The organism is Pseudomonas sp. UFMG81 (genome assembly GCF_015354575.1).
In the GTDB taxonomy this organism is placed as follows: domain Bacteria; phylum Pseudomonadota; class Gammaproteobacteria; order Pseudomonadales; family Pseudomonadaceae; genus Aquipseudomonas.
In genome coordinates this window covers 78,284-97,943 of the sequence record NZ_JACAFQ010000017.1, presented here as the reverse complement: position 1 = coordinate 97,943, position 19,660 = coordinate 78,284, and the positions used below count along the sequence as shown (strand labels likewise).

Genomic DNA, 19,660 nt, shown 5'->3' with positions numbered 1-19,660 from the left:
AACGACGGATCCGCCTCCCTGCCGTTACCCCCTGACACCCGTCGGAGCCTTTCGCCGCCCTTGGCCCGTGCCTTGCGCCGACTGGGTTCACCCGGTGCGCGGTATCGCCTGGCTGCACAGACACACTGAATTCATCCGCCTGGTCGCTCGACCGCATCGCCCCTGGCGAAACCGGCGGCCTGTGCAACCCTCAAGTTGAACGCAAACCCCAAGCGGGGAGAGGAACACCCATGCCCAAGACATTGCTGGTCAAGAACGCCGAACTGCTGGTGACCATGGACGGCGAGCGCCGCGAGATCAAACGCGGCGGCCTGTATATCGAAGACAACATCATCAAGCAGGTCGGCCCCAGCGACACCCTGCCACAGACCGCCGACGTGGTCCTGGACATGACCGGCAAGGTGGTCATCCCCGGCCTGGTCAACACCCACCACCACATGTACCAGAGCCTCACCCGCGTGGTGCCGGCAGCCCAGGACGGCGAGCTGTTCAATTGGCTGACCAACCTGTACCCGATCTGGGCGCGGTTGACCCCCGAGATGATCGCGGTATCGACCCAGACCGCGATGGCCGAGCTGATCCTGTCCGGCTGCACCACCTCCAGCGACCACCTGTACATCTACCCCAACGGCTGCAAGCTTGACGACAGCATTCATGCCGCCGGCGAGATCGGCATGCGTTTCCACGCCGCGCGCGGCAGCATGAGCGTGGGCCGTAGCCAGGGCGGCTTGCCACCGGATTCGGTGGTGGAGAAGGAGAGCGACATCCTCAAGGAGTCGCAGCGCTTGATCGAGGACTACCACGACGCCAGCCATGGTTCGATGCTGCGGGTGGTGGTGGCGCCGTGCTCGCCGTTCTCGGTGAGCCGCGACCTGATGCGCGAAGCCGCGGTGCTGGCGCGCGAACATGGCGTGTCGCTGCACACCCACCTGGCCGAGAACGTCAACGATATCGCCTACAGCCGCGAGAAGTTCGGCATGACCCCAGCCGAGTACGCCGAGGACCTGGGCTGGGTCGGGCATGACGTATGGCATGCCCACTGTGTGCAGCTCGACCAGCACGGTATCGAACTGTTCGCCCGCACCGGCACCGGCGTGGCCCACTGCCCCTGCTCGAACATGCGCCTGGCCTCGGGCATAGCGCCGATCCGCAAGATGCGTGACCACGGCGTGCCGGTGGGCTTGGGCGTGGATGGCTCGGCCTCCAACGACGGCGCCAGCATGATCGGTGAGGTGCGCCAGGCGCTGCTGCTGCAACGGGTCGGTTTCGGCCCCGATGCGATGACCGCCCGCGAGGCGCTGGAAATCGCCACCCTCGGCGGTGCCAAGGTGCTCAACCGCAATGACATCGGCGCCTTGGCCCCGGGCATGGTCGCCGACTTCGTTGCCTTCGACCTGGGCCATGTGGCTTACGCCGGCGCCCTGCACGACCCGCTGGCGGCCCTGGTGTTCTGCACCCCTACCCATGTCGACACCAGCGTGATCAACGGCAAGGTGGTGGTCGAGAAAGGCCGCATCACCACTGTGGACCTGCCTCTGGTGCTGGAACGGCACAACCAGCTGGCCCGCCAGTTGGTGCTCGGCGAGTAAAGCGGCAGGCCATTGCGCCCGGGTGGGGCGCAATGGCATTGACCTGAGCCGCGATGCGCCGCCCTTGCGCAGGGCGCAACGTGGCCCATGTATCATCACCGCACATTTCATCAGCAAGGATTCAGGCATGCCATTGACTGGCGACATTCACCGGTTCGATGCCACGGACAATGTGTTCATGGGCCTGGCACTGGCCCAAGGCAGGCAGGCGCTGCCGAGCTGTCTGCCCAACCCACCGGTGGGCTGTGTGATCGTGCACAAGGGGATGGTCGTTGCCAGCGGTTTCACCCAGTCACCTGGGCAGCACCATGCAGAGGCAATGGCCCTTGCACAACTGCAGGCCGGCCTCGATAGCCTGACGGCTTATGTGACGCTGGAGCCTTGTTCGTTTGCAGGCCGCACACCTTCATGCGCCTTGGCCTTGGTAAGCGCGGGCATCGCACACGTGCATGTGGCGATGCTCGACCCCGACCCCCGCAACGCCGGCGCAGGTATCGAGATCCTGCGCAAAGCCGGCATCAAGGTAACGGTTGGCCTGCTTGACGAACAGGCTCGCCACGACCTGCACCCGTACCTTCATGGCGCGCCCTGAAGAGGCAGTCTGCGAACCTAGCCGACGCGCGCGCGTGCTTCAGCCATGGACGGGAGCACGCGGGGCAGGCTGACTTCGAACATCATCCCGCCCTGCGCGCCACGCCGTGCGGTGATCTCGCCGCCATGGGCGGTGCAGATGGCCTGTGCGATGGAAAGCCCCAGCCCGCTCCCGCCCGCGTGGCGGCTACGTGACGGCTCTTGCCGCCAGAAGCGCTGAAACACGCGCTGCAGCGACTCCTCGGACAACCCCGGACCGCGATCACTGAAGACCAGGCCGATGCGTTGCGGATCCACGAACCCATGAATCTCCAGGTCGCCGCCCGCCGAGGCGTAACGCAGGTAGTTGTCCAGCAGGATGTTGATCAGCTGGCCGATGCGATTCCGGTCAGCGCTGACCGGTTCCGCTGGCAGCTCGCTCACCCTGACCTCACGTCCAGCACCGGCCAGTTGTGGCCTGAACCAATCGATGCGCTCTTGCAGCAGCTGCCAGAGGCTGAACGGGGTTTTGCTCAGGGGTAATTGCCCCGCCTGGGCCAGGGACAGCAAGAGCAAGTCATCGACCAGCAGGTTCAGGTGCTCGAGTTGATGCAGCACCAGGCCCAGTTGCTGCGCATCGGTGGGGAACACCGCGTCCATCATCCCGTTCACCCGGCCCATGGCGGCATTGAGGGGGGTGCGCAGTTCGTGGGCGAGCACGGCGCTGGAGGCCTGCACCTCCTGTTCGTACAGCCTGAGCCGGCGGGTCATGCTGTTGAAGTCAGAGGTCAGGCGCTGCATCTCCAGCGGCATGCTCTCGCTGACAGGCAGGTTCACATGAAGGTTGCCGCCAGCGACCTTTTGCGCGGCCGCGGCGATTTCGATCAGGCGCCTCGACAGCGGGCGTACCAGCAAAAAACCGGTGACGACCATCAGCGGCAGCGCGGCGGTGAGCAGCAGCGCCACGGTCCACCAGTCGGCACCGGTGATGCCGGGGCGGATGTCTTCTGGGTGGTAGTACTGCGAGAGGTAGGCCCACAGCTCGGCTTCCCGGCCGGTGGGGTGCTCGATGAGTGAGGCGAACTGCTCCCGCACCTGCTGGGGAATCGTGGCGTTGACCTCATGCTGCCACCAGAGGTAGCGGACCCACATGATCATCGCCATCGACACGACGGCGGTGCCGGCGATGATGCCCATGCGCCAACCGACCCATTTCCAGAAGCTGACCGGCTTTTTCATGGCAGCCTTCACTGGAAGCGGTAACCGATCGAGCGGACCGTCACCAGCACATTGCTGATCCCATGCGGCTCGAGTTTGCGGCGCACATTGTGAATGTGCGTGTCGACCACGCGCGTCAGGGCATCGCTATCCGGCAGGCAGCGGGCCAGCAGGTCTTCGCGGCTGAACGCCTTCTGTGGCGAGCCCAGGAGGATGGCCAGTAAATTGAACTCGGTTGGCGTCAGCTCGACGGGCAGGTCCGTGCCATCTGCCTGAACCACGCCGACCGCACGGCTGTCCCGGTCCAGCCACAGGGCCTGGAAACGCAGGCGCGCCTCGGCCTTGACGCTGGGTTGGGCCCGACGCAGCACCGCCTGGACGCGGGCGACGACCTCTTTCGGGTTGCAGGGTTTGACCACGTAGTCGTCCGCACCATACCTGAGGGCGCCGAGCTTTTCCGGCTCGTCGCCGATGGCGGTGACCATGATCACGGGCGTATCGCCACGCTGGCGCAGGGTCTTGAGCACCTCGGGCCCGCTCATCAACGGCAGCATCATGTCCAGCAGCACCAGGTCTGGTTTGAGCCGGTGGTGAAGCTCCACCCCCATCAGGCCGTCGCGGGCAATTGCTACATCGAAGCAGTCTCGTTTCAGGTAAGCCTCGAGGATACTCGCGCTGTCGGCGTCATCTTCGACGATGAGGATCAGTTTGCTGGTCATGCGGGCCTCGAAAGCATTCCTTGCCGGGGCGTCGGCTGGCGACGGCAAGGTGCTGGCCTGCCGTCAAAACGCGTAGTTTACACCGACATAGCTCAAGGCCGTGGTGTCCTTGGTAACGATCGGGCTGTCGCGGACCTGGTCGGTGTAATGGGTCAACTCGATGCCAACGACGGTCGACCAGTGCTTATCGAACGCGTGCAGCCAGGACAGCTCGGAGGAGTAGGCGTAGATGCCCTGGTCGGCCTTGTAACGGGTAAAGCGAGAGGTGGCGCTCTGCTGGTCGGTCACGCCGAAGTAGGTCTGGTTGAAGCGCGCGTTGCCCGCGTGCGCATCGAAGCCCCAGGTGATCGTGTCGCGATCGGTATCGAGCAGTTTGCCCTCCAGGCCCAGGGCGTACTGATCGCCACGCTGTTCGCCACCCATGCGCAGCTCGGCCCTGGCCCTGACCGCCAGCCAGGTGGTGAGCTGCTGTGCGGCGTGCAGGTTGAGCACGGTGGCACCGCCGATCTCGCCCATGCCTTTCAGTTTGTCCGAGCCTGTGCGGTAGCTGCTGTCGCCGTCGGCGCGGCCGGCGTCCTGGCCGATCGAGGCACTGGCGCTGAAGCCAGAGGGCGATTGCCATTGCAGGCCCAGGCCGTCCTTGACGTCCAGGAAAAAGATGCCGCGTTCGATGCGCAGCATCGGCATGGCCGCCGCGGTGGAGTTTTCCGAACCCAGGTAGCGTGGGCCATAGGTGGCACCCAGCCCCAGGTTGACGTGGGTGGTATCACCCCAGATGTCGCCATCATCGGATCGCTGTTCTTCAGCGTGCACCAGAGCGGCGGTGAGAGTCAGGGGAAAGACCAGGCCTTTATTTAGTCCATTGATGACGCGCACGCGGGTATTCCTTTGGATTCAGGGGGACGTTGAAACGGCTGCCGAGAGGGCGCTTGTTCGGTTCGGTCTGTCGCTGGAACGAGCAGACGAGCAGAGGTTACGGGCGCATTCACAAGGCCTGTTCAAGGCTTTTTCAAGATTTGATCAAGATGGGCAAAACAATCAGGTTTGGTGGCCTGATGCGGGGGCTGCGCCCAGAGCGGGTGATTTTTTTCGAGCCGTGCATCCAGATTGCCAGCTGGCGGGTAGTGCTTATGGGCGGCCAATGGCTGCCCAGCCAAACGACCTGTCAGGAGCACTGCCCATGAACATCAAGTCCACCGCCTGCCTGCTCGCCTGCGGCCTCGCCCTGGTATTGCAGCCTGCCCACGCCCAGTCCACGCTGCCGGATGCCGTCAAGGTCCCCGATGGCCACACGGTCATGCTCGAAACCGTCGGCGTCGGCGAGATCACCTACGCGTGCCGCGACAAGGCCAACGCCCCCGGCCAGACCGAATGGACCTTCGTCGGCCCCAAGGCGGTGCTCAACGACCGTGCCGGCAAGCCGGTGGGCCAGTACTTCGGCCCGCCAGCCACCTGGCAGGCCAAGGATGGCTCGACAGTGACCGGCACCCAGCTGGCGGTGGCCCCGGCAGCCAAGGGCGACTTGCCCTACCAGCTGGTCAAGGCCAACCCAGCCGAAGGGCAGGGCGCCATGCAGGGCGTCAGCTATATCCAGCGCCTGGCCACCCGCGGCGGCGTGGCGCCGACGAGCGACTGCACGGCACAGAACAAGGGCGCGCAGCAGATCGTCAAGTACCAGGCCGACTATGTGTTCTGGACGGCCAAATGACGCGGGCCTGAGCAGACACCTTGCACTCGGTCATCTACGCTGGTTGGCAAGCCCCCGGCCGGATGGCCGGGGAACCTTGCCGGATACAAGGAAGCCGCACACGTTGAACTCGCCTGTCGTTGCCTTCGACTACCAACGCTGCCTGGCGGCTTGCGCGCAGGGCGACCGGCGAGCCTTGCAGGCGCTCTACGATCATGAAGGCGCACGCCTGCTGGGTGTTGCCCGGCGCATCGCCCGTGACGATGGCATGGCGCAAGATATCGTCCACGACGCGATCATCCGCATCTGGACGCGCGCAGCGAGCTTCGACCCCGCACGCGGCACGGCCCGGGGCTGGATCTACAGCATCACCCGCCACCTGGCGCTGAACGCGATACGCGATACCCGCCGTGAAAGCCTGCTCGACGAAGCAGGCATCGATGCGTCCTCCTTCGTGCACGCGGCACCCGACGAAAGCGAACTCTGGTCAGGCTCGGCGAAGCTCTACCGTTGCCTTGACCAACTGCAGCCCGCACCGCGGCGCAGCATCCTGCATGCGTATGTGGACGGCTGCAGCCACGCCGAGATCGCCGGCTTGCTGGGTGCGCCACTGGGTACCGTCAAAGCCTGGATCAAGCGCAGCCTCAAGGCGCTGCGGGAGTGCCTGGAATGAAGCCGGATGCTGCCGAAGAATTGGACACCCTGGCCGGGGAGTATGTGCTGGGGGCTTTGCCGGCGGATCAGCATGCCGAGCTGACAGCGCGGCTGGATACCGACCCAGCCCTGCGCGCCGCCGTGGATGCCTGGGAGGCCCGCTTGCTGGAGTTGAATGCGCTGGTTTCTCCCGTGCCACCGGATGCCCGCCTGTGGCGCCGTATCCAGCGCAGCCTTGACGAGCTGCCCGCACCGTCCACACGGGCGCAGGTTGGCGGGTGGCAACGCCTGGGCCTGTGGCAAGGGCTCAGTGCCGCAGGGCTCGCCGCAAGCCTGGTGCTGGCGTTCATCTTGCTGGCAACGCCCGCTCCTGCGACCCGGTACGTGGTGGTACTGGTGGCGCCGAACAGCCAGGCCCCCGGTTGGGTGGTGCAGGCCAGCGACAGCCGCATGATCGAGCTGATTCCGCTGGGGCTGGACGCGGTCCCCGACGGCATGGCCCTGCAGTTCTGGACCAAGGGCGAGCAGTGGCGCGCGCCGGTTTCGCTGGGCCTGGTCAAGCCTGGCGAGCCCTATCGCGTTCCGCTGCAGAGCTTGCCACCGCTTGAGGCCAACCAGTTGTTCGAGCTGACCCTGGAGAAAGCCGGCGGTTCACCCACCGGGCTGCCGACTGGGCCGGTGAAGTTCATCGGTCGCGCAGTGAAAGTGATCTGACGCTCAAAGCGGCACACTGGCCGCCTTGAGCTGGCGCAGCACGAAGCTCGAAACCGAATGCCGCAGGCCAGGGATCTTGTACAGCTTCTCGCGCAGCAGCCGCTCATAATCGCGGGTGTCCTTCACCGCCAGGCGCAGGCAGTAGTCGTATTCACCGGACACCAGGTAGGCCTCCATCACCTCGGGAATTTCGGCCAGCACCCGCTCGAACATGTCGAGAATCTCGTCGCTGTGGTGCTCGAGGGTGAGCATGACGATCAGCCCGTCGCCGTAGCCGAGTTCGGTCAGGTCGATGCGCGCCCCGTAGCCCTGGATGACCCCCGCTTCCTCCATCCGCTTGATCCGTTGCCAGCAAGGGCTGGGCGATAGCCCGACCTGCCTGCCCACCTCCTGCATGCTGGCGCGGCCATCCTTGCTCAGCACCTGAAGAATGCGGCGATCCATGTCGTCAAGATTGTTTTTTTGCATATTTTGTTTTCTACGAAAGGATTTGCTGAATGTTAGGGCGATTCTCCTGAAATTCAAAAGCACATTCGGCGTTGTACCGATCAGAATGAACTTCTGCCTTCGCGATCAACACCGATCGCAACGCGGCGCCGGAGCGATTCGCCGGCGCGACGTCAGGGAGGCTGATGCCGATGAGAGAGCGCCATGTACCAAGTGAAATACGAAATGCCCGAAGCGCAGACAAGCCTGGAGTACATCCTCGAACAGGTCATCCACGGCGCCGAGATCATTATCGTCCGTCACGGTATCGAGGTTGCCCGCATCACCGCTGCCCAGGGCCTGAGCAAGGGCGCGACCACCGTGATGAGCACCCCCTATGAACAGCGATAAGCCAACACCGCTTGCGGTGTGCACCCAGCAACGGCTTCAGCCCGGCGCCTATCCGCGCCACAGCGTCGTGGATGACCTCTACGGCTTGTTCATCGGGGTGTCGCTTGCCGCCACTGGCATCGCCATCCTCGGCAAGAGCGGCCTGATCACGGGCGGCATCGCCGGTATGGCACTGCTGGGCGCGTACATCGTGCCGCTCACGCCGTCCGTGCTGGTGCCGCTGATCAATATCCCGTTCCTGCTGTTTGCCTGGTTCACCATGGGCCGCGCGTTCACCCTCAAAAGTATCGGAGTCAGCATTTCGCTGGGCCTGGGTGTCGGCTGGGTCAGCCCCATGCTCAACCTGTCAGGCATCGCCCCCGGGCATGGCTGGCTGTTGGGGGGCACGCTCCTGGGCATGGGCATCCTGTGCCTGGCCCGGCATAACGCCTCCATGGGCGGCACCGGTGCCCTGGTGCTGTGGGTGCAGCGGCGGTTTTCCATCAACGCGGGCTTGTCGCAGCTGGCCTGTGACGCCGTACTGTTCTTGTTGGCCAGCCTGAGCCTACCGCTGGACAAGCTGTTGTGGTCGTTGATCGGCACAATGGCCATGAACGCCATCCTGATCAGCTGGCACAAGCCGGGGCGCTATCGCGGTTGAGCGCCCGGGGCTGCGTGCACGGCCGTAGCGCCGGCAATCGCGCGGTTTGTTGAGAAAAGGGTCGCCGCTGAAGGTGACCCGATCAGCTCGCAGTGCCTTGACCTTGGACATCTCCATGCGCCTTGCTGGGTGTGGAGCCGGGGTAGCTTTCGCGCATGATCAGTGCCAATACCAAGGCAGCGGCCAGGGCGATCAGCAGCGGTTCGGCGGCATACTCGGCCAGTGCCAGGGTGTGCTCGGCCAGGCCCGCACTTTCGCCGGAGACCACGCGCGCGCCAGGGGCGGCGATCATGAAACCACCGGCGATGAAGGCCAGGCCGTTGACGAAGGCGGCCGAGGTACCGATCAACTGCGGTGGCACCACATCGGCGGCCGAGCTGAAGGTGAGCATATGTGCCGAGTTGGCGAAGCCGAACACGAAGTTGATGGCCATCGCCAGCGGCACCGGGATGCCGGGCACGTACAGCAGGGCCGCCGCGCAGGCCAGCTGCACCAGGCAGCCCACCACGATCAGCGGCTTGCGCCGCCGGGTGCGGTCGGACAGTGCCGGCAGCACCAGGCAGCCGGCGGCCAGGCCCAGCCACAACAGCGACGAACTGAACGCCGCCGTGCCGGCGCTGGCGCCCAGTGTCAGCATCAGTTTCGGCGTCCACACCACGCCCGCCGCCAGCAGGCTGCCGAACAGCGCCGAGCAGATCAGCGCGCTGAGCCACACATGGGGGATCTTCGCCACCTCCAGCAGTGCCCCGAGTACCGAGCCGATGAAGCGTGCGGCGCCACCGCCATCACCTGCATCCAGCGGGGTGGGGTTGCGCAGGAACAGGAAGGCCAGCACCGTCAGGCCGATACCGGCCACGCCCACATAGTTGAACAGCTCGCGCCAGGGCAGGGCGCCCAGGGCGTACTGCAGGGCGTTGACCGAAAACGCCGAGGACAGCGAGGCGCAGAACTGCACCAGGCCGAACATCAGGCTGAACTTGGCCATGCCGAACCACTGCCCGCCGATGTAGCCGGCGCCGACGAAGCCGGTGCAGGCGCCCAGCGCCATGACGAATTGCGAGGCGATCAGCATGCCGTAGGAGGTGGCGTTGGCGAAGATGAACACACCCAGGGTCACCAGCGCCACCGAGGCCGGCAGCACCTTGTGCGCGCCGAGACGGTCGAGCAGCGCGCCACCGAAGAACTGGCAGATGGCGAATACCCAGGTGTAGGTGGCGGCGATGGCGGCCACCTGGGTGACCGACAGCGCCACGCTTTGCTGGATGTTCGGGTTGACGATCGAATAGCCGGTCTGAACGCTGAACAGATACACCACGAATACGACGGCGAGTGCCCACACCCACCACGCTCTCGCGCCGCCTGGCTGGAATGCTGAATTGGCCACGGGGTTCCCCTACCTTTTGTCCATACATGAGTCCAACCATGTACGTCGGGGTAAGGGGCCATCGTCAATGCCTGAGCATCCTTACTCACACCATGGGCTGTTTGCCACTGGCGATGAGGCTAGCAGAGAAACCGGCGCTTCCAAGTCGCCGACGGTGTCACAGTGTGCCGATGCGCAGCAGTTCGCGTTGCAGCTGCTCGCGGTCGAGCGCCCCGAAGGGCAGGGCAAGGAATGCCCGGCAACGTAGCTCGATGCGTGCCAGCGTGGCGCGGAACGCGGCATCCACTCGCTGTTCATCGCCCACTGTCTCGGAGGGGTCTTCAAGCCCCCAGTGAGCCTTGAGCGCCGGGCCGAAGTACACCGGGCACGCCTCGCCCGCGGCCTTGTCGCACACGGTAATGACGATATCCGGCGGGTTGTCTTCGAAGGCTTCGTTGCCCTTGCTGCTCAAATCATCGGTGGCGATGCCCGCCTGTTGCAGGGTGGTCAGGCTACGCGGCAGCACTTGCCCCTTGGGGAAGCTGCCGGCGCTCACCGCCGTCATGCCTGCTGGCGCCAGGTGGTTGAACATGGCCTCGCTGAGGATGCTGCGGCAACTGTTGGCCGTGCACATGAACAGGACTCGCATGGGGGCTCCTTGGGGTGGGTGGTTTCACAGGCTCAGGCGTAGTGCCAGCGCCGACAGGGTGATCAGCAGCACGGGCACGGTCAGCAAGATGCCGACCTTGAAGTAATAGCCCCAGCGGATGCGCACGCCCTTGCGCTCCAGCACATGCAGCCACAACAGGGTGGCCAGGCTGCCGATGGGGGTGAGCTTCGGTCCCAGGTCGCAACCGATGACGTTGGCGTAGATCATCGCCTCGCGAATCACGCCCTCGGCGCCGCTGGCCTGGATCGACAGCGCGCCGACCAGCACGCTGGGCATGTTGTTCATCACCGACGACAACCCGGCCGCCAGCAGCCCGGTGCCGAGGGTGGCGCTCCACAGGCCCTGCGCCGCCAGCTGGTCGAGCAGGCGGGCGAGCAGGTCGGTCAGGCCGGCGTTCTTCAGGCCGTACACCACCAGGTACATGCCCAGGGAGAAGATCACCACCTGCCAGGGCGCCTCGCGCAGCACACGGCGGGTTGAGATACGCCGGCCCCGTGCGGCGACCGCGAACAGCAGCGCCGCGCAGGCACCGGCCACCACGCTGACCGGTATCCCCAAGGGTTCGAGGATGAACAGGCCGGCCAGCAACAGCAGCAGGGTGCAGCCGCCGACGACGAACGTGGCCGGGTCGCGCACCGCCGTGCGCGGGTCGGGGACCGCCTCGCAGGGGTAGCGCGCAGGCAGGTCGCGACGGAAGAACAGCCACAGCACCAGCAGCGTGGCGGCGATGCTCACCAGGTTCACCGGCACCATCACTGCGGCGTAGTCGGTGAAGCCCAGGCCGAAATAGTCCGCCGAAACGATGTTCACCAGGTTCGACACCACCAGCGGCAGGCTGGCCGTGTCGGCGATGAACCCGGCGGCCATGACGAACGCCAGGGTCGCGGCGGGGGAGAAGCGCAGCGCCAGCAACAGCGACATGACGATGGGGGTGAGGATCAGCGCCGCGCCATCGTTGGCGAACACCGCCGACACCAGCGCCCCCAGCAGGATGCAGAAACTGAACAGGCGATAGCCGCTGCCGTTGGCCCAGCGCGCTACGTGCAGGGCGGCCCAGGCGAAGAAACCAGCCTCGTCGAGCAAGAGGCTGATGATGATCAGGGCGATGAAGGTCGCCGTGGCGTTCCACACGATGGCCCATACCACGGGAATGTCATGCAGCGACACCGCGCCCACGGCCAGGGCGATCAGTGCGCCCAGCGCGGCGCTCCAGCCCACGCCGAGGCCCTTGGGTTGCCAGATGACCAGGACCAAGGTGAACAGGAAAATGGCAATAGCGACCAGCATGGCGACCTCGTGAGGTGGGTGTTCAGCAGCAGGAGGCCGCGCGCACCGGGCGCCCGTCCATATCGAGCAGGCGCGCGGTGCTCACCTGCAGCCAGGCGGTGTTGGCATGCGCGGTGACTTGCAGCACCTCGTCCACCCAGGCAGGCAGTTGCGGGTTGATACGGTAGTACACCCACTGGCCCTGGCGCCGGTCCAGCAGCAGGCCGCTGCTGCGCAACTGGGCGAGGTGGCGGCTGATCTTGGGCTGGCTTTCGCCCAGCGCACACACTAGCTCGCAGACGCACAGCTCGCCCTGGTGAGCGATCAGCAGTGTGGCGCGGGCGCGGGTTTCGTCGGCCAGGGCCTTGAACAGTGCAGGAGGGGTGAGCATGGGGCGTTTCGGCTGAATATATGGATTGGCGAATATATGGTTTTTCGTATGTATGGGCAAGCACCTGCCGGATTTTGCCCGTGCCCTTGCAGGTGCAGCCGCCGCCAGTGGTGCGCGCAGGCACTAATTGGTAGGCTCGTGCTTGCTCAGCAGTCAACAGCGGAACGCACCATGACCTCCGTGAACGGATTCCCTCCTCAGACCCCTTCCACCCTTGCCACGGCTACCCCTGCCGAATCGTCCGATATCGACCTGCTGCACGGCATCAGCGTCGCCCTGATCGGCGAACAGGACAGCGCGGCCCTGTACGGCCGTATCATCGATGCCGCCATCGCCATCACCGGTTCCCATTTCGCCACCATGCAGTTGCACAGCCCTGAGGGCGGCGGGTCGCTCAAGCTCCTGTGCTCCCGCGGCCTGGCGGAGGACGCGGTGCGCTTCTGGCAATGGGTGAGCCCGACCGCCCTGAGCAGTTGTGCGCTGGCACTGCGCCAGGGCCGGCGGGCGGTCATTGCCGACTTCGAACAATGGGCCGAGATCGCCGGCACCGAAGAGTTGCAGGCGTTCCGCCGTGCCGGTATCCGCGCCGCGCAGACCACGCCGCTGCTGTCACGCGACGGCCGTCTGCTGGGGATGATCTCCAACCATTGGCGCGAACCGCACCACCCTTCGGAGCGGGTGCTGCGCCTGCTCGACATCCTGGCGCGCACCGCCGCCGACCTGCTCGAACGGACCATCGCCGAAGAGCAGCAGCGCCGCACGGCGGCTGAACTGCGCACGCTCAATGACACCCTCGAACAGCGCGTCACTGAGCGTACCCGCGAGCTGATGCAGGTCGAGGAGCGGCTGCGCCAGTCGCAGAAGATGGAAGCCGTGGGCCAGCTGACCGGTGGCCTGGCCCACGACTTCAACAACTTGCTGGGCAATATCTCTGGCGCGCTGGAACTGCTGCAGCAGCGCCTCGCCGAGGGGCGCGCGGGTGAGGCCGGGCGTTACCTGGGCGAAGCCCAAGGCTCGGTACGCCGCGCCGCGGCGCTGACCCATCGGTTGCTGGCGTTCTCCCGGCGCCAGACCCTCGAGCCACGCCCACTCGATATCAACGCCCTGATGCATGGCCTCGGCGAGATGGTCCAGCGCACCATCGGGCCTGGCATCGTCTTGGAAACCATCGACAACACCGCGCTATGGCCGGCCCTGGTCGATGCCGGGCAGCTGGAGAACGCGCTGCTCAACCTGTGCCTGAACGCCCGCGACGCCATGCCCGAGGGCGGGCGCATTACCCTGCGGGCGGTCAACCGCTCGCTGGCCGACAGTGTCGATGAGCTGCCGGCGGGCGACTATCTGTGCCTGAGCGTGGCCGACACCGGCAGCGGCATGCCGCCGGAGGTCCTGGCCCATGTGTTCGAACCCTTCTACACCACCAAGCCGATCGGCCAGGGCACCGGCCTTGGGCTGTCGATGATCTATGGCTTCGCCCAGCAGTCGGGCGGGCAGGTGCGCATCGAGTCGCGGGTGGGCGAGGGCACCACGGTGTTTCTCTACCTGCCTCGGCATCAGGGTGAGGCGCTGGTGCCTGTGCCGTCGGATGAAGCGGCGGTACAAGCGGGGCGGCAGGGGCAGACCATCCTGCTGGTGGAAGACGAACCAACCCTGCGCATGCTCACCGCCGAGGTGCTGCGCGAGCACGGCTATCGGGTGCTCGAAGCCGGTGACAGCACCCTCGGTTTGCAGGTGCTGCGCGGTACCGAGCACCTCGACCTGCTGCTGACCGATGTCGGGTTGCCGGGTGGCATGAACGGCCGGCAGCTGGCCGATGCCGGGCGCGAACTGCGGCCTGGGTTGCGAACGCTGTTCATCACCGGGTACGTGCAGCACACCGTGGGTGAGGATGGTTTGCTGGCGCCGGGGATGCAGGTGTTGACCAAGCCGTTTTCGCTGGAGGCTCTTGTCAGGCGGGTGGGGGTGATGTTGGTGGTTGATCACGGTGGGTCTTGAGGACATCGGGTTATCGCGTGAGGGCGGCTATGGGCTTGTCGAAAATTTTGTGGCGCCCTTGAGATCGAGCGCCGCCCGCGCGGCGCATCGCTGGCAAGCCAGCTCCCACATCTGTTTCGGGCCAGTTATTCCTGGCCCATCTCCACTGTCCGCCCTGTTTGTACGACGCTGTTTCTGTGTGGACGCTACCGTCGCCCCACATGACTCAAGGCATGCACCAAGGCGGACAGTGGAGACCTCACAGACATAATTGGCCCGAAACAGATGTGGGAGCTGGCTTGCCAGCGATGCGCCGCNCGNGCGGCGCTCGATCTCAAGAGCACTACAAGAGCACCGGCAAGCACCAAGCGGCTCATACGCACTAGCCCCACGCCCCCTCACTTGCTCACCAACAGCTCCGGCCCCAGGTAATCATTGACCTGCTCGATATCATCATCCCCCAGGCTGCCCACCGAAGACGCCAGGCGCAGGCGCGACATCAGGTAGCGCAGCTTGGCCTCGAACAGGTCGTGACGGGCCACGAACAACAACTCCTCGGCATTGAGCACATCGGCATTGGTGCTGGTGCCACCCTCCTTGAACCCCTTGCGCGTCGACAGCAGCGAACGCTCGTTGGACGCCACGGCCTTCTCCAGCGCGCGCACGCGCAGGGCGCCACTCTGCACCCCGCGGAACTCGCGGGTGGTGCCGGTGATGACTTCCTGGCGGGTGGCGTCGAGCTCGTCCAGCGCCTTCGAGCTGTTGGCGCTGGCCTGGCGGCTGAGGGCGCTGACCCCGCCGCCGCTGTACAGCGGGATGTTGATCTCAAGGCCAATGGAGCTGTAGTGGTTGCGCTGGTTCAGCTCTGACAGCGACTGGCTTTCGCCGGCGGTGTAGCCGGCGACGAAATCCAGGGTCGGCCAGTGCCCGGCCTTGGCCCGGCGTACTTCTTCCTCGGCGATCTCGTAGCTATGGCGCCGGGCATGGATCAGCGGGCTGTCGGCCTGAGCCTTGACCAACCAGTCCTGCAGGTTGCCGGGCAGCAGCGGCGGGGTGGCGAAGCCCGGTTGCAGGGTGGTCAGCGTGTCCGGGGTTTCGCCGATGTACTCGGCAAGCTTGCGCCGGGCATTGACCAGGTTGTCCTGCGCCTCGATCAGCTCGGCCTCGGCCAGGTCGCGGCGAGCGGTCGCCTCGTCGATGTCGGTGATGGTGCCGGCGCCCAGTTCCATGCGCCGCCTGGCCGAGGCCTGCTGCTCTTCGAAGGCGTCCAGCTTGGCCTTGGCCAGGCTGATGGTCTCGCTGGCCAGCAGCACGTCGAAGTAACTGTCGGCCAGGCGCACCGCGGCGTCCTGGCTCTTGGCGTCGAACACCGCCACGCTGTAGTCGGCGCGCTGCTGGCCCTGCCGGTACTCGGCCATCTTCTGCTTGTTGAACAGCGGCTGGCGCAGGCGCAGGTTGGCGCCGGTTGAGTTGTAGTCCAGGTCGTTGTCGATGCCGTTCTGGCGCTGGTTGCCATTGACCCGGTTGGTGTAGGCCGAGGCATTGACCTGCGGCAGCAGGCCGGCCTGGCCGATGGCACGGTTCTCGACGCCGGCCTGCTGCTCGTGCACGGCGGCCTGGTACACCGGGCCTTGGTATTGCAGCAGGTCCCAGGCCTGCTTGAGGTCCATGGCGCTGGCCGGCAGGGTCACCGCCAGCAGGCCCAGGCACAGGCAACGCGGGTTCATCTCATTGCTCCTTGAACGCGCTGTCGACGCGTTCGAGCATGGGTTTGAGCAGGTAGCTGAGCAGGTTGCGCTCGCCGGTCTTGATGGTGACGCTGGCAGGCATGCCGGGGCGGATATGGTTGCTGCCCAGCAAGTCCATGCCGGCGGCAGTGACCTCCACCTGGGCGAGGTAGAACGGCTGCTTGCTTTCTTCATCCATCAGCCGGTCGGCCGAGATGGTCTTGACCCGCCCGGGGATGTTGGGGGTGTGGGCATGGTTGAACGCCGGGAAGGCGAGGTCCACGTCCAGCCCCGGGACCATCTTGTCGATGGCCTGCACCGGGATCATCGCGTCCACTTGCAGCGGCTCGTCCAGCGGCACCACCTCCATGATCTTCGCCCCGGGCTGGATGATCCCGCCCACGGTGGCGATGCTCAGGGCCTGGACCATGCCGTCGATCGGCGAGCGGATCACCGTGTGGTTCACTTCGTAGTCCAGCGCGCGCAGGCGGTCGGCCAGGGTGGTGTTCTCGCGGGCGGTGTCGGTCAGTTGCGACTGCACCTCCTTGAGGTAGTCGTGCCGACGCTGCAGCACGCGCAGCTTGATCTCGGTGGTCTGGCTGCGGGCGCGGGCGATGTTGTTGAGGTTCTCGGCTTGCCCGGCGGACAGGTCGGCGTGGCTGCGCTCCAGCTCCAGCAGGCGGTTGCGTGGCACATAGCCCTCGGCCGCCAGGGTGCGGGTGCCCTTGAGTTCCTGGTCGAGGTAGCCGATCTGCGAGGCGCGCGCGCCATACACCTGCTGCAAACCCTTGAGTTGCACCGTCGACGCCGCGAGGTTTTCTTCAAGAATGTCGATTTCGCCGGCCAGGCCGGCACGGCGGGTGTCCAGCAGGTGCTCCTGCAAATCCATGGCGGCCAGCAGGCGCGGGTCGCCGGCGTAGCGAGCCAGCAGCTCGGGGTCGTAGGTCACCGTATCGCGGTCGTCACGCTCGGCCTCCAGGCGATTCTCCACGGCCTTGCCGACGATGTACTGGGCGCTGACCGCGCCTTGTTCGGCGACGGCGCGCAGGGCATCGAGGCGCACCAGCTCCTGGCCTTTCTTCACCCTGTCGCCTTCGCGTACCAGGATCGCTTCCACGGTGCCGCCGGTAAGGTGCTGCACGGCCTTGCGGTTGCTGGTGACCTTGACCGTGCCGGTGGCCACCACGCCGGCATCCAGCGGCGCCAGCCACGACCACAGCAGAAACCCGCCAAAGCCGGCGAGCACCAGCCACAGGCCGCAACGCGCGGGTTTGCCAGCGTCGAGGTCGATCGTGGCGTTGCTGTCGATGGGGATCAGTTCGCTGTATTGGCTGCCTGGCATGATCGCTCACTCCCGTACCTTGACCGAGGCCAACGGCGCCGCCGCGCCGGCCGGCATCACACTGGCCTTGCGCAGCGCGGCGAACACTTCGTCGCGGCTGCCCAGCATCTGCACGCCGCCGTCGCGCAGCATCAGCACCTTGTCCACCGCGCACAGCACGTTGGGCCGGTGCGAAATCAGGATGACCGTGGCGCCACGGCCCTTGAGCTCGGCCAGGGCATCGACCAGGGCCTTTTCACCGACGTCGTCGAGGTTGGCGTTGGGTTCGTCCAGCACCACCAGCGCGGGCTCGCCGTACAGCGCCCGGGCCAGGGCGATGCGTTGCTTCTGGCCACCGGACAACGGGCTGCCATCGGCGCCCAGGCGGGTGTCGTAGCCCTGGGGGAAGCGCAGGATCATCTCGTGCACGCCGGTGATCTTGCAGGCGCGGATCACCGCGTCGCTGTCCACCTCGCCAAAGCGCGCGATGTTGTCGGCGATGCTGCCCTCGAACAGCTCCACGTCCTGTGGCAGGTAACCCAGCCACGGGCCCAGTTCGGCCTTGTTCCAGTTGAAGATGTCGGCACCGTCCAGGCGCACTTTGCCGGCCTGGGTGGGCCATACGCCGACCAGCAGGCGGGCGAGGGTGGACTTGCCCGAGGCGGACGGGCCGATGACGCCCAGGCTCTCGCCCGGCGCCAGGCTGAAGCTCACACCACGCAGGATGGTGTTGCCGCTGCCAGGCGCACCGGCGAACACGTTCTCCACCGCCAGCATGCCACCGGGGCGTTGCAGGGCCATGCTTGGCGGGCGCTGCGGGTAGTCGTCGAGCAGCGCGTTGAGCCGGCCCCAGGCCAGGCGGCAGCCCAACAGCTGCTTCCAGGCGCCGATCAGCTGCTCCACCGGGCCCAGCGCCCGGCCGGTGAGGATCGAGCAAGCGATCATCATGCCCGGGGTGATCTTGCCCTCGATCGCCAGCAGTGCGCCGGTGCCGAGGATCAGCGACTGCAAGGTGATTCGCACGAAGCGTGCGCTGCTGCTGATCAGCGCGGCGCGGTCGGAGGCCAGGGTCTGCATCTGCAGGATGCGCAGGTGGCTCTGGTACCAGCGCTTGCCGATCGCCGGCAGCATGCCCATGGCTTCGATCACTTCGGCGTTGCGCAGGTTGTTGTTGGCGAAGCTGCTCGAGGCCAGCGCGGCCTGGTTGGCTTCGGCCAGGGGTTTCTGCGTGGTCTTCTCGGTGAGCCAGGTCAGGCCCACCAGGATCAGCGAACCGATCAGCGTGACCAGCGCCAGCAGTGGGTGGATCAGGTAGGCCACCAGCAGGTAGATCGGTGTCCAGGGCGCGTCGAAGAAGGCGAACAGACCATTGCCGGTGAGGAACTGGCGGACCTGCGCCAGATCCTGCAGGGCCTGGCCCGGGCTGCCGCCGGCACGGCTCAGGTTACGCTCGAAGGCGGCGCCGAAGATGCGCCGGTTGAGCGCCATGTCCAGGCGGTTGCCCACCCGGATCAGCACCCGGGTACGCAGCATTTCCAGGGCCGACATCAGCAGGAACAGCCCCACCACCAGCACCGTCAGCATGCCCAGGGTGGTGACGTTGCGGCTGACCAGCGCGCGGTCGTACACCTGCAGCATGTACACCGAGGGCGTCAACATCATGACGTTTACCACCCCGCTGAAGGCGGCCAGGGCGTAGAAGCTGCGTCGTAATTGAAACAGTGCGTCGGCGAGTTCGGATCGGGTGCTGGTGTGTCTGGCCATGGCGGGCGCCTCCCACTTCGAAAAAAGCCTGTCGCCGTTGCGGTGGTCAGGCTCAAACCCTTGTGGCATCTGGTTCGCAGGCGGGCTGGTCGCTCTGTTGGCGGGTTGGCCGAATACGCTGCGCAGGTGCTCACAAGCAGCAGCGTAGGTTGTACCGAAACATTCTGTAATATCTTTTTGCTCTAATTATTCCTTCAAGTTCCTATTAGAAACAGTGGGTTGAGAAGCGTTATCGCCTTCTCACCTTTTTTATCGCCGTAATATTGACAAGCTTTTTCTCTACAACTTTAGTCTTAATCAATTCGCGGGAACTTCCGCCGCCGGCCTGCTGTCGGCCGGCCCCCGCGAGTTTCAGCAGACATTCCTGTAGGAGCAGAACATGACCAGCCTCTTGTTCTTGTGCCGAGTGAATGGGCTCTACAGGAAGTTCGCCTCCACCACCGGCAGCCATGGCCCACCCATGACCCGGGCTCGTCGCCACTGACCAGCCCTGTGCCCCCGCGAATGCCAGGCACGTAGCCCACACAGGGCAACGGCGTTGCGCGTCCGTGTTCGC

General features: G+C 65.6%; 19 protein-coding genes. 8 read left to right on the top strand and 11 right to left on the bottom strand.

What is annotated here, in order from left to right:
* Positions 1 to 230: 230 nt before the first annotated feature.
* Positions 231 to 1,589, top strand: coding sequence for an 8-oxoguanine deaminase (locus tag IX761_RS15140; RefSeq protein ID WP_194790379.1), 1,359 nt, complete (start codon positions 231 to 233; stop codon positions 1,587 to 1,589).
* 133 nt (positions 1,590 to 1,722) lie between these two features.
* On the top strand, positions 1,723 to 2,181 hold the full coding sequence (locus IX761_RS15135) for a bifunctional diaminohydroxyphosphoribosylaminopyrimidine deaminase/5-amino-6-(5-phosphoribosylamino)uracil reductase RibD (protein WP_228533578.1): 459 nt from the start codon (positions 1,723 to 1,725) through the stop codon (positions 2,179 to 2,181).
* A 17-nt stretch (positions 2,182 to 2,198) separates the two neighbouring features.
* On the opposite strand, the gene IX761_RS15130 is transcribed toward IX761_RS15135, so the two are convergent.
* The 3 genes from IX761_RS15130 to IX761_RS15120 form a co-directional block, all read right to left on the bottom strand.
* Entirely contained in the window at positions 2,199 to 3,398 is a 1,200-nt protein-coding gene (locus IX761_RS15130) for an ATP-binding protein (RefSeq protein WP_194790378.1), read from the bottom strand.
* A gap of 8 nt (positions 3,399 to 3,406) precedes the next feature.
* A complete protein-coding gene (locus tag IX761_RS15125; protein WP_194790377.1) occupies positions 3,407 to 4,096 on the bottom strand; it encodes a response regulator in 690 nt (229 codons plus the stop codon).
* Positions 4,097 to 4,159: 63 nt separating this feature from the next.
* A complete protein-coding gene (locus IX761_RS15120) occupies positions 4,160 to 4,972 on the bottom strand; it encodes a MipA/OmpV family protein (protein ID WP_194790376.1) in 813 nt (270 codons plus the stop codon).
* Positions 4,973 to 5,276: 304 nt separating this feature from the next.
* Here IX761_RS15120 and IX761_RS15115 point away from each other — a divergent pair, with 304 nt between their 5' ends.
* From IX761_RS15115 to IX761_RS15105, 3 genes are all read left to right on the top strand, one after another.
* Positions 5,277 to 5,804, top strand: a complete 528-nt coding sequence (locus IX761_RS15115; protein WP_194790375.1) for a DUF3455 domain-containing protein — start codon at positions 5,277 to 5,279, stop codon at positions 5,802 to 5,804.
* Positions 5,805 to 5,907: 103 nt separating this feature from the next.
* The gene (locus IX761_RS15110; RefSeq protein WP_194790374.1) at positions 5,908 to 6,456 is read left to right on the top strand and encodes a sigma-70 family RNA polymerase sigma factor; all 549 of its coding nucleotides are present in this window, start codon (positions 5,908 to 5,910) and stop codon (positions 6,454 to 6,456) included.
* Positions 6,453 to 7,151: an anti-sigma factor domain-containing protein gene (locus IX761_RS15105; protein ID WP_194790373.1), complete on the top strand. Its 699-nt coding sequence runs from the start codon at positions 6,453 to 6,455 to the stop codon at positions 7,149 to 7,151. The genes IX761_RS15110 and IX761_RS15105 overlap by 4 nt, the downstream gene beginning before the upstream one ends.
* A gap of 3 nt (positions 7,152 to 7,154) precedes the next feature.
* Here IX761_RS15105 and IX761_RS15100 read toward each other — a convergent pair whose 3' ends face one another.
* On the bottom strand, positions 7,155 to 7,619 hold the full coding sequence (locus IX761_RS15100; protein WP_194790372.1) for an Lrp/AsnC family transcriptional regulator: 465 nt from the start codon (positions 7,617 to 7,619) through the stop codon (positions 7,155 to 7,157).
* A 183-nt stretch (positions 7,620 to 7,802) separates the two neighbouring features.
* Here IX761_RS15100 and IX761_RS15095 point away from each other — a divergent pair, with 183 nt between their 5' ends.
* Together IX761_RS15095 and IX761_RS15090 are read left to right on the top strand one after the other, a co-directional pair.
* Positions 7,803 to 7,988, top strand: coding sequence for a type II toxin-antitoxin system Phd/YefM family antitoxin (locus IX761_RS15095; protein ID WP_194790371.1), 186 nt, complete (start codon positions 7,803 to 7,805; stop codon positions 7,986 to 7,988).
* On the top strand, positions 7,975 to 8,628 hold the full coding sequence (locus IX761_RS15090) for a YitT family protein (protein WP_194790370.1): 654 nt from the start codon (positions 7,975 to 7,977) through the stop codon (positions 8,626 to 8,628). Before IX761_RS15095 ends, IX761_RS15090 begins: the two co-directional genes overlap by 14 nt.
* Before the next feature lie 82 nt (positions 8,629 to 8,710).
* Here IX761_RS15090 and IX761_RS15085 read toward each other — a convergent pair whose 3' ends face one another.
* From IX761_RS15085 to IX761_RS15070, 4 genes are all read right to left on the bottom strand, one after another.
* The gene (locus IX761_RS15085; RefSeq protein ID WP_194790369.1) at positions 8,711 to 9,967 is read right to left on the bottom strand and encodes an MFS transporter; all 1,257 of its coding nucleotides are present in this window, start codon (positions 9,965 to 9,967) and stop codon (positions 8,711 to 8,713) included.
* A 202-nt stretch (positions 9,968 to 10,169) separates the two neighbouring features.
* Entirely contained in the window at positions 10,170 to 10,640 is a 471-nt protein-coding gene (locus IX761_RS15080; protein WP_194790368.1) for an arsenate reductase ArsC, read from the bottom strand.
* 24 nt (positions 10,641 to 10,664) lie between these two features.
* A complete protein-coding gene (locus IX761_RS15075; protein ID WP_194790367.1) occupies positions 10,665 to 11,948 on the bottom strand; it encodes an arsenic transporter in 1,284 nt (427 codons plus the stop codon).
* Positions 11,949 to 11,970: 22 nt separating this feature from the next.
* Entirely contained in the window at positions 11,971 to 12,318 is a 348-nt protein-coding gene (locus IX761_RS15070) for a metalloregulator ArsR/SmtB family transcription factor (RefSeq protein ID WP_194790366.1), read from the bottom strand.
* Between the two features lie 171 nt (positions 12,319 to 12,489).
* Here IX761_RS15070 and IX761_RS15065 point away from each other — a divergent pair, with 171 nt between their 5' ends.
* Positions 12,490 to 14,313 carry an ATP-binding protein gene (locus IX761_RS15065; protein WP_194790365.1) on the top strand — a complete coding sequence of 608 codons (1,824 nt, stop codon included), beginning with the start codon at positions 12,490 to 12,492 and terminating at the stop codon, positions 14,311 to 14,313.
* A 377-nt stretch (positions 14,314 to 14,690) separates the two neighbouring features.
* Here the strand turns inward: IX761_RS15065 and IX761_RS15060 are convergent, their stop codons facing one another.
* Genes IX761_RS15060 through IX761_RS15050 form a run of 3 tightly spaced genes read right to left on the bottom strand, consistent with a single transcriptional unit; the run spans position 14,691 to position 19,104 of the window.
* On the bottom strand, positions 14,691 to 16,019 hold the full coding sequence (locus tag IX761_RS15060; RefSeq protein ID WP_194790364.1) for a TolC family outer membrane protein: 1,329 nt from the start codon (positions 16,017 to 16,019) through the stop codon (positions 14,691 to 14,693).
* Position 16,020: 1 nt separating this feature from the next.
* Positions 16,021 to 17,361 carry an HlyD family type I secretion periplasmic adaptor subunit gene (locus IX761_RS15055; RefSeq protein WP_194790363.1) on the bottom strand — a complete coding sequence of 447 codons (1,341 nt, stop codon included), beginning with the start codon at positions 17,359 to 17,361 and terminating at the stop codon, positions 16,021 to 16,023.
* Between the two features lie 6 nt (positions 17,362 to 17,367).
* Positions 17,368 to 19,104 (bottom strand): type I secretion system permease/ATPase, encoded by a 1,737-nt coding sequence (locus IX761_RS15050; protein ID WP_194790362.1) that lies wholly within the window; start codon positions 19,102 to 19,104, stop codon positions 17,368 to 17,370.
* Positions 19,105 to 19,660: the final 556 nt, after the last annotated feature.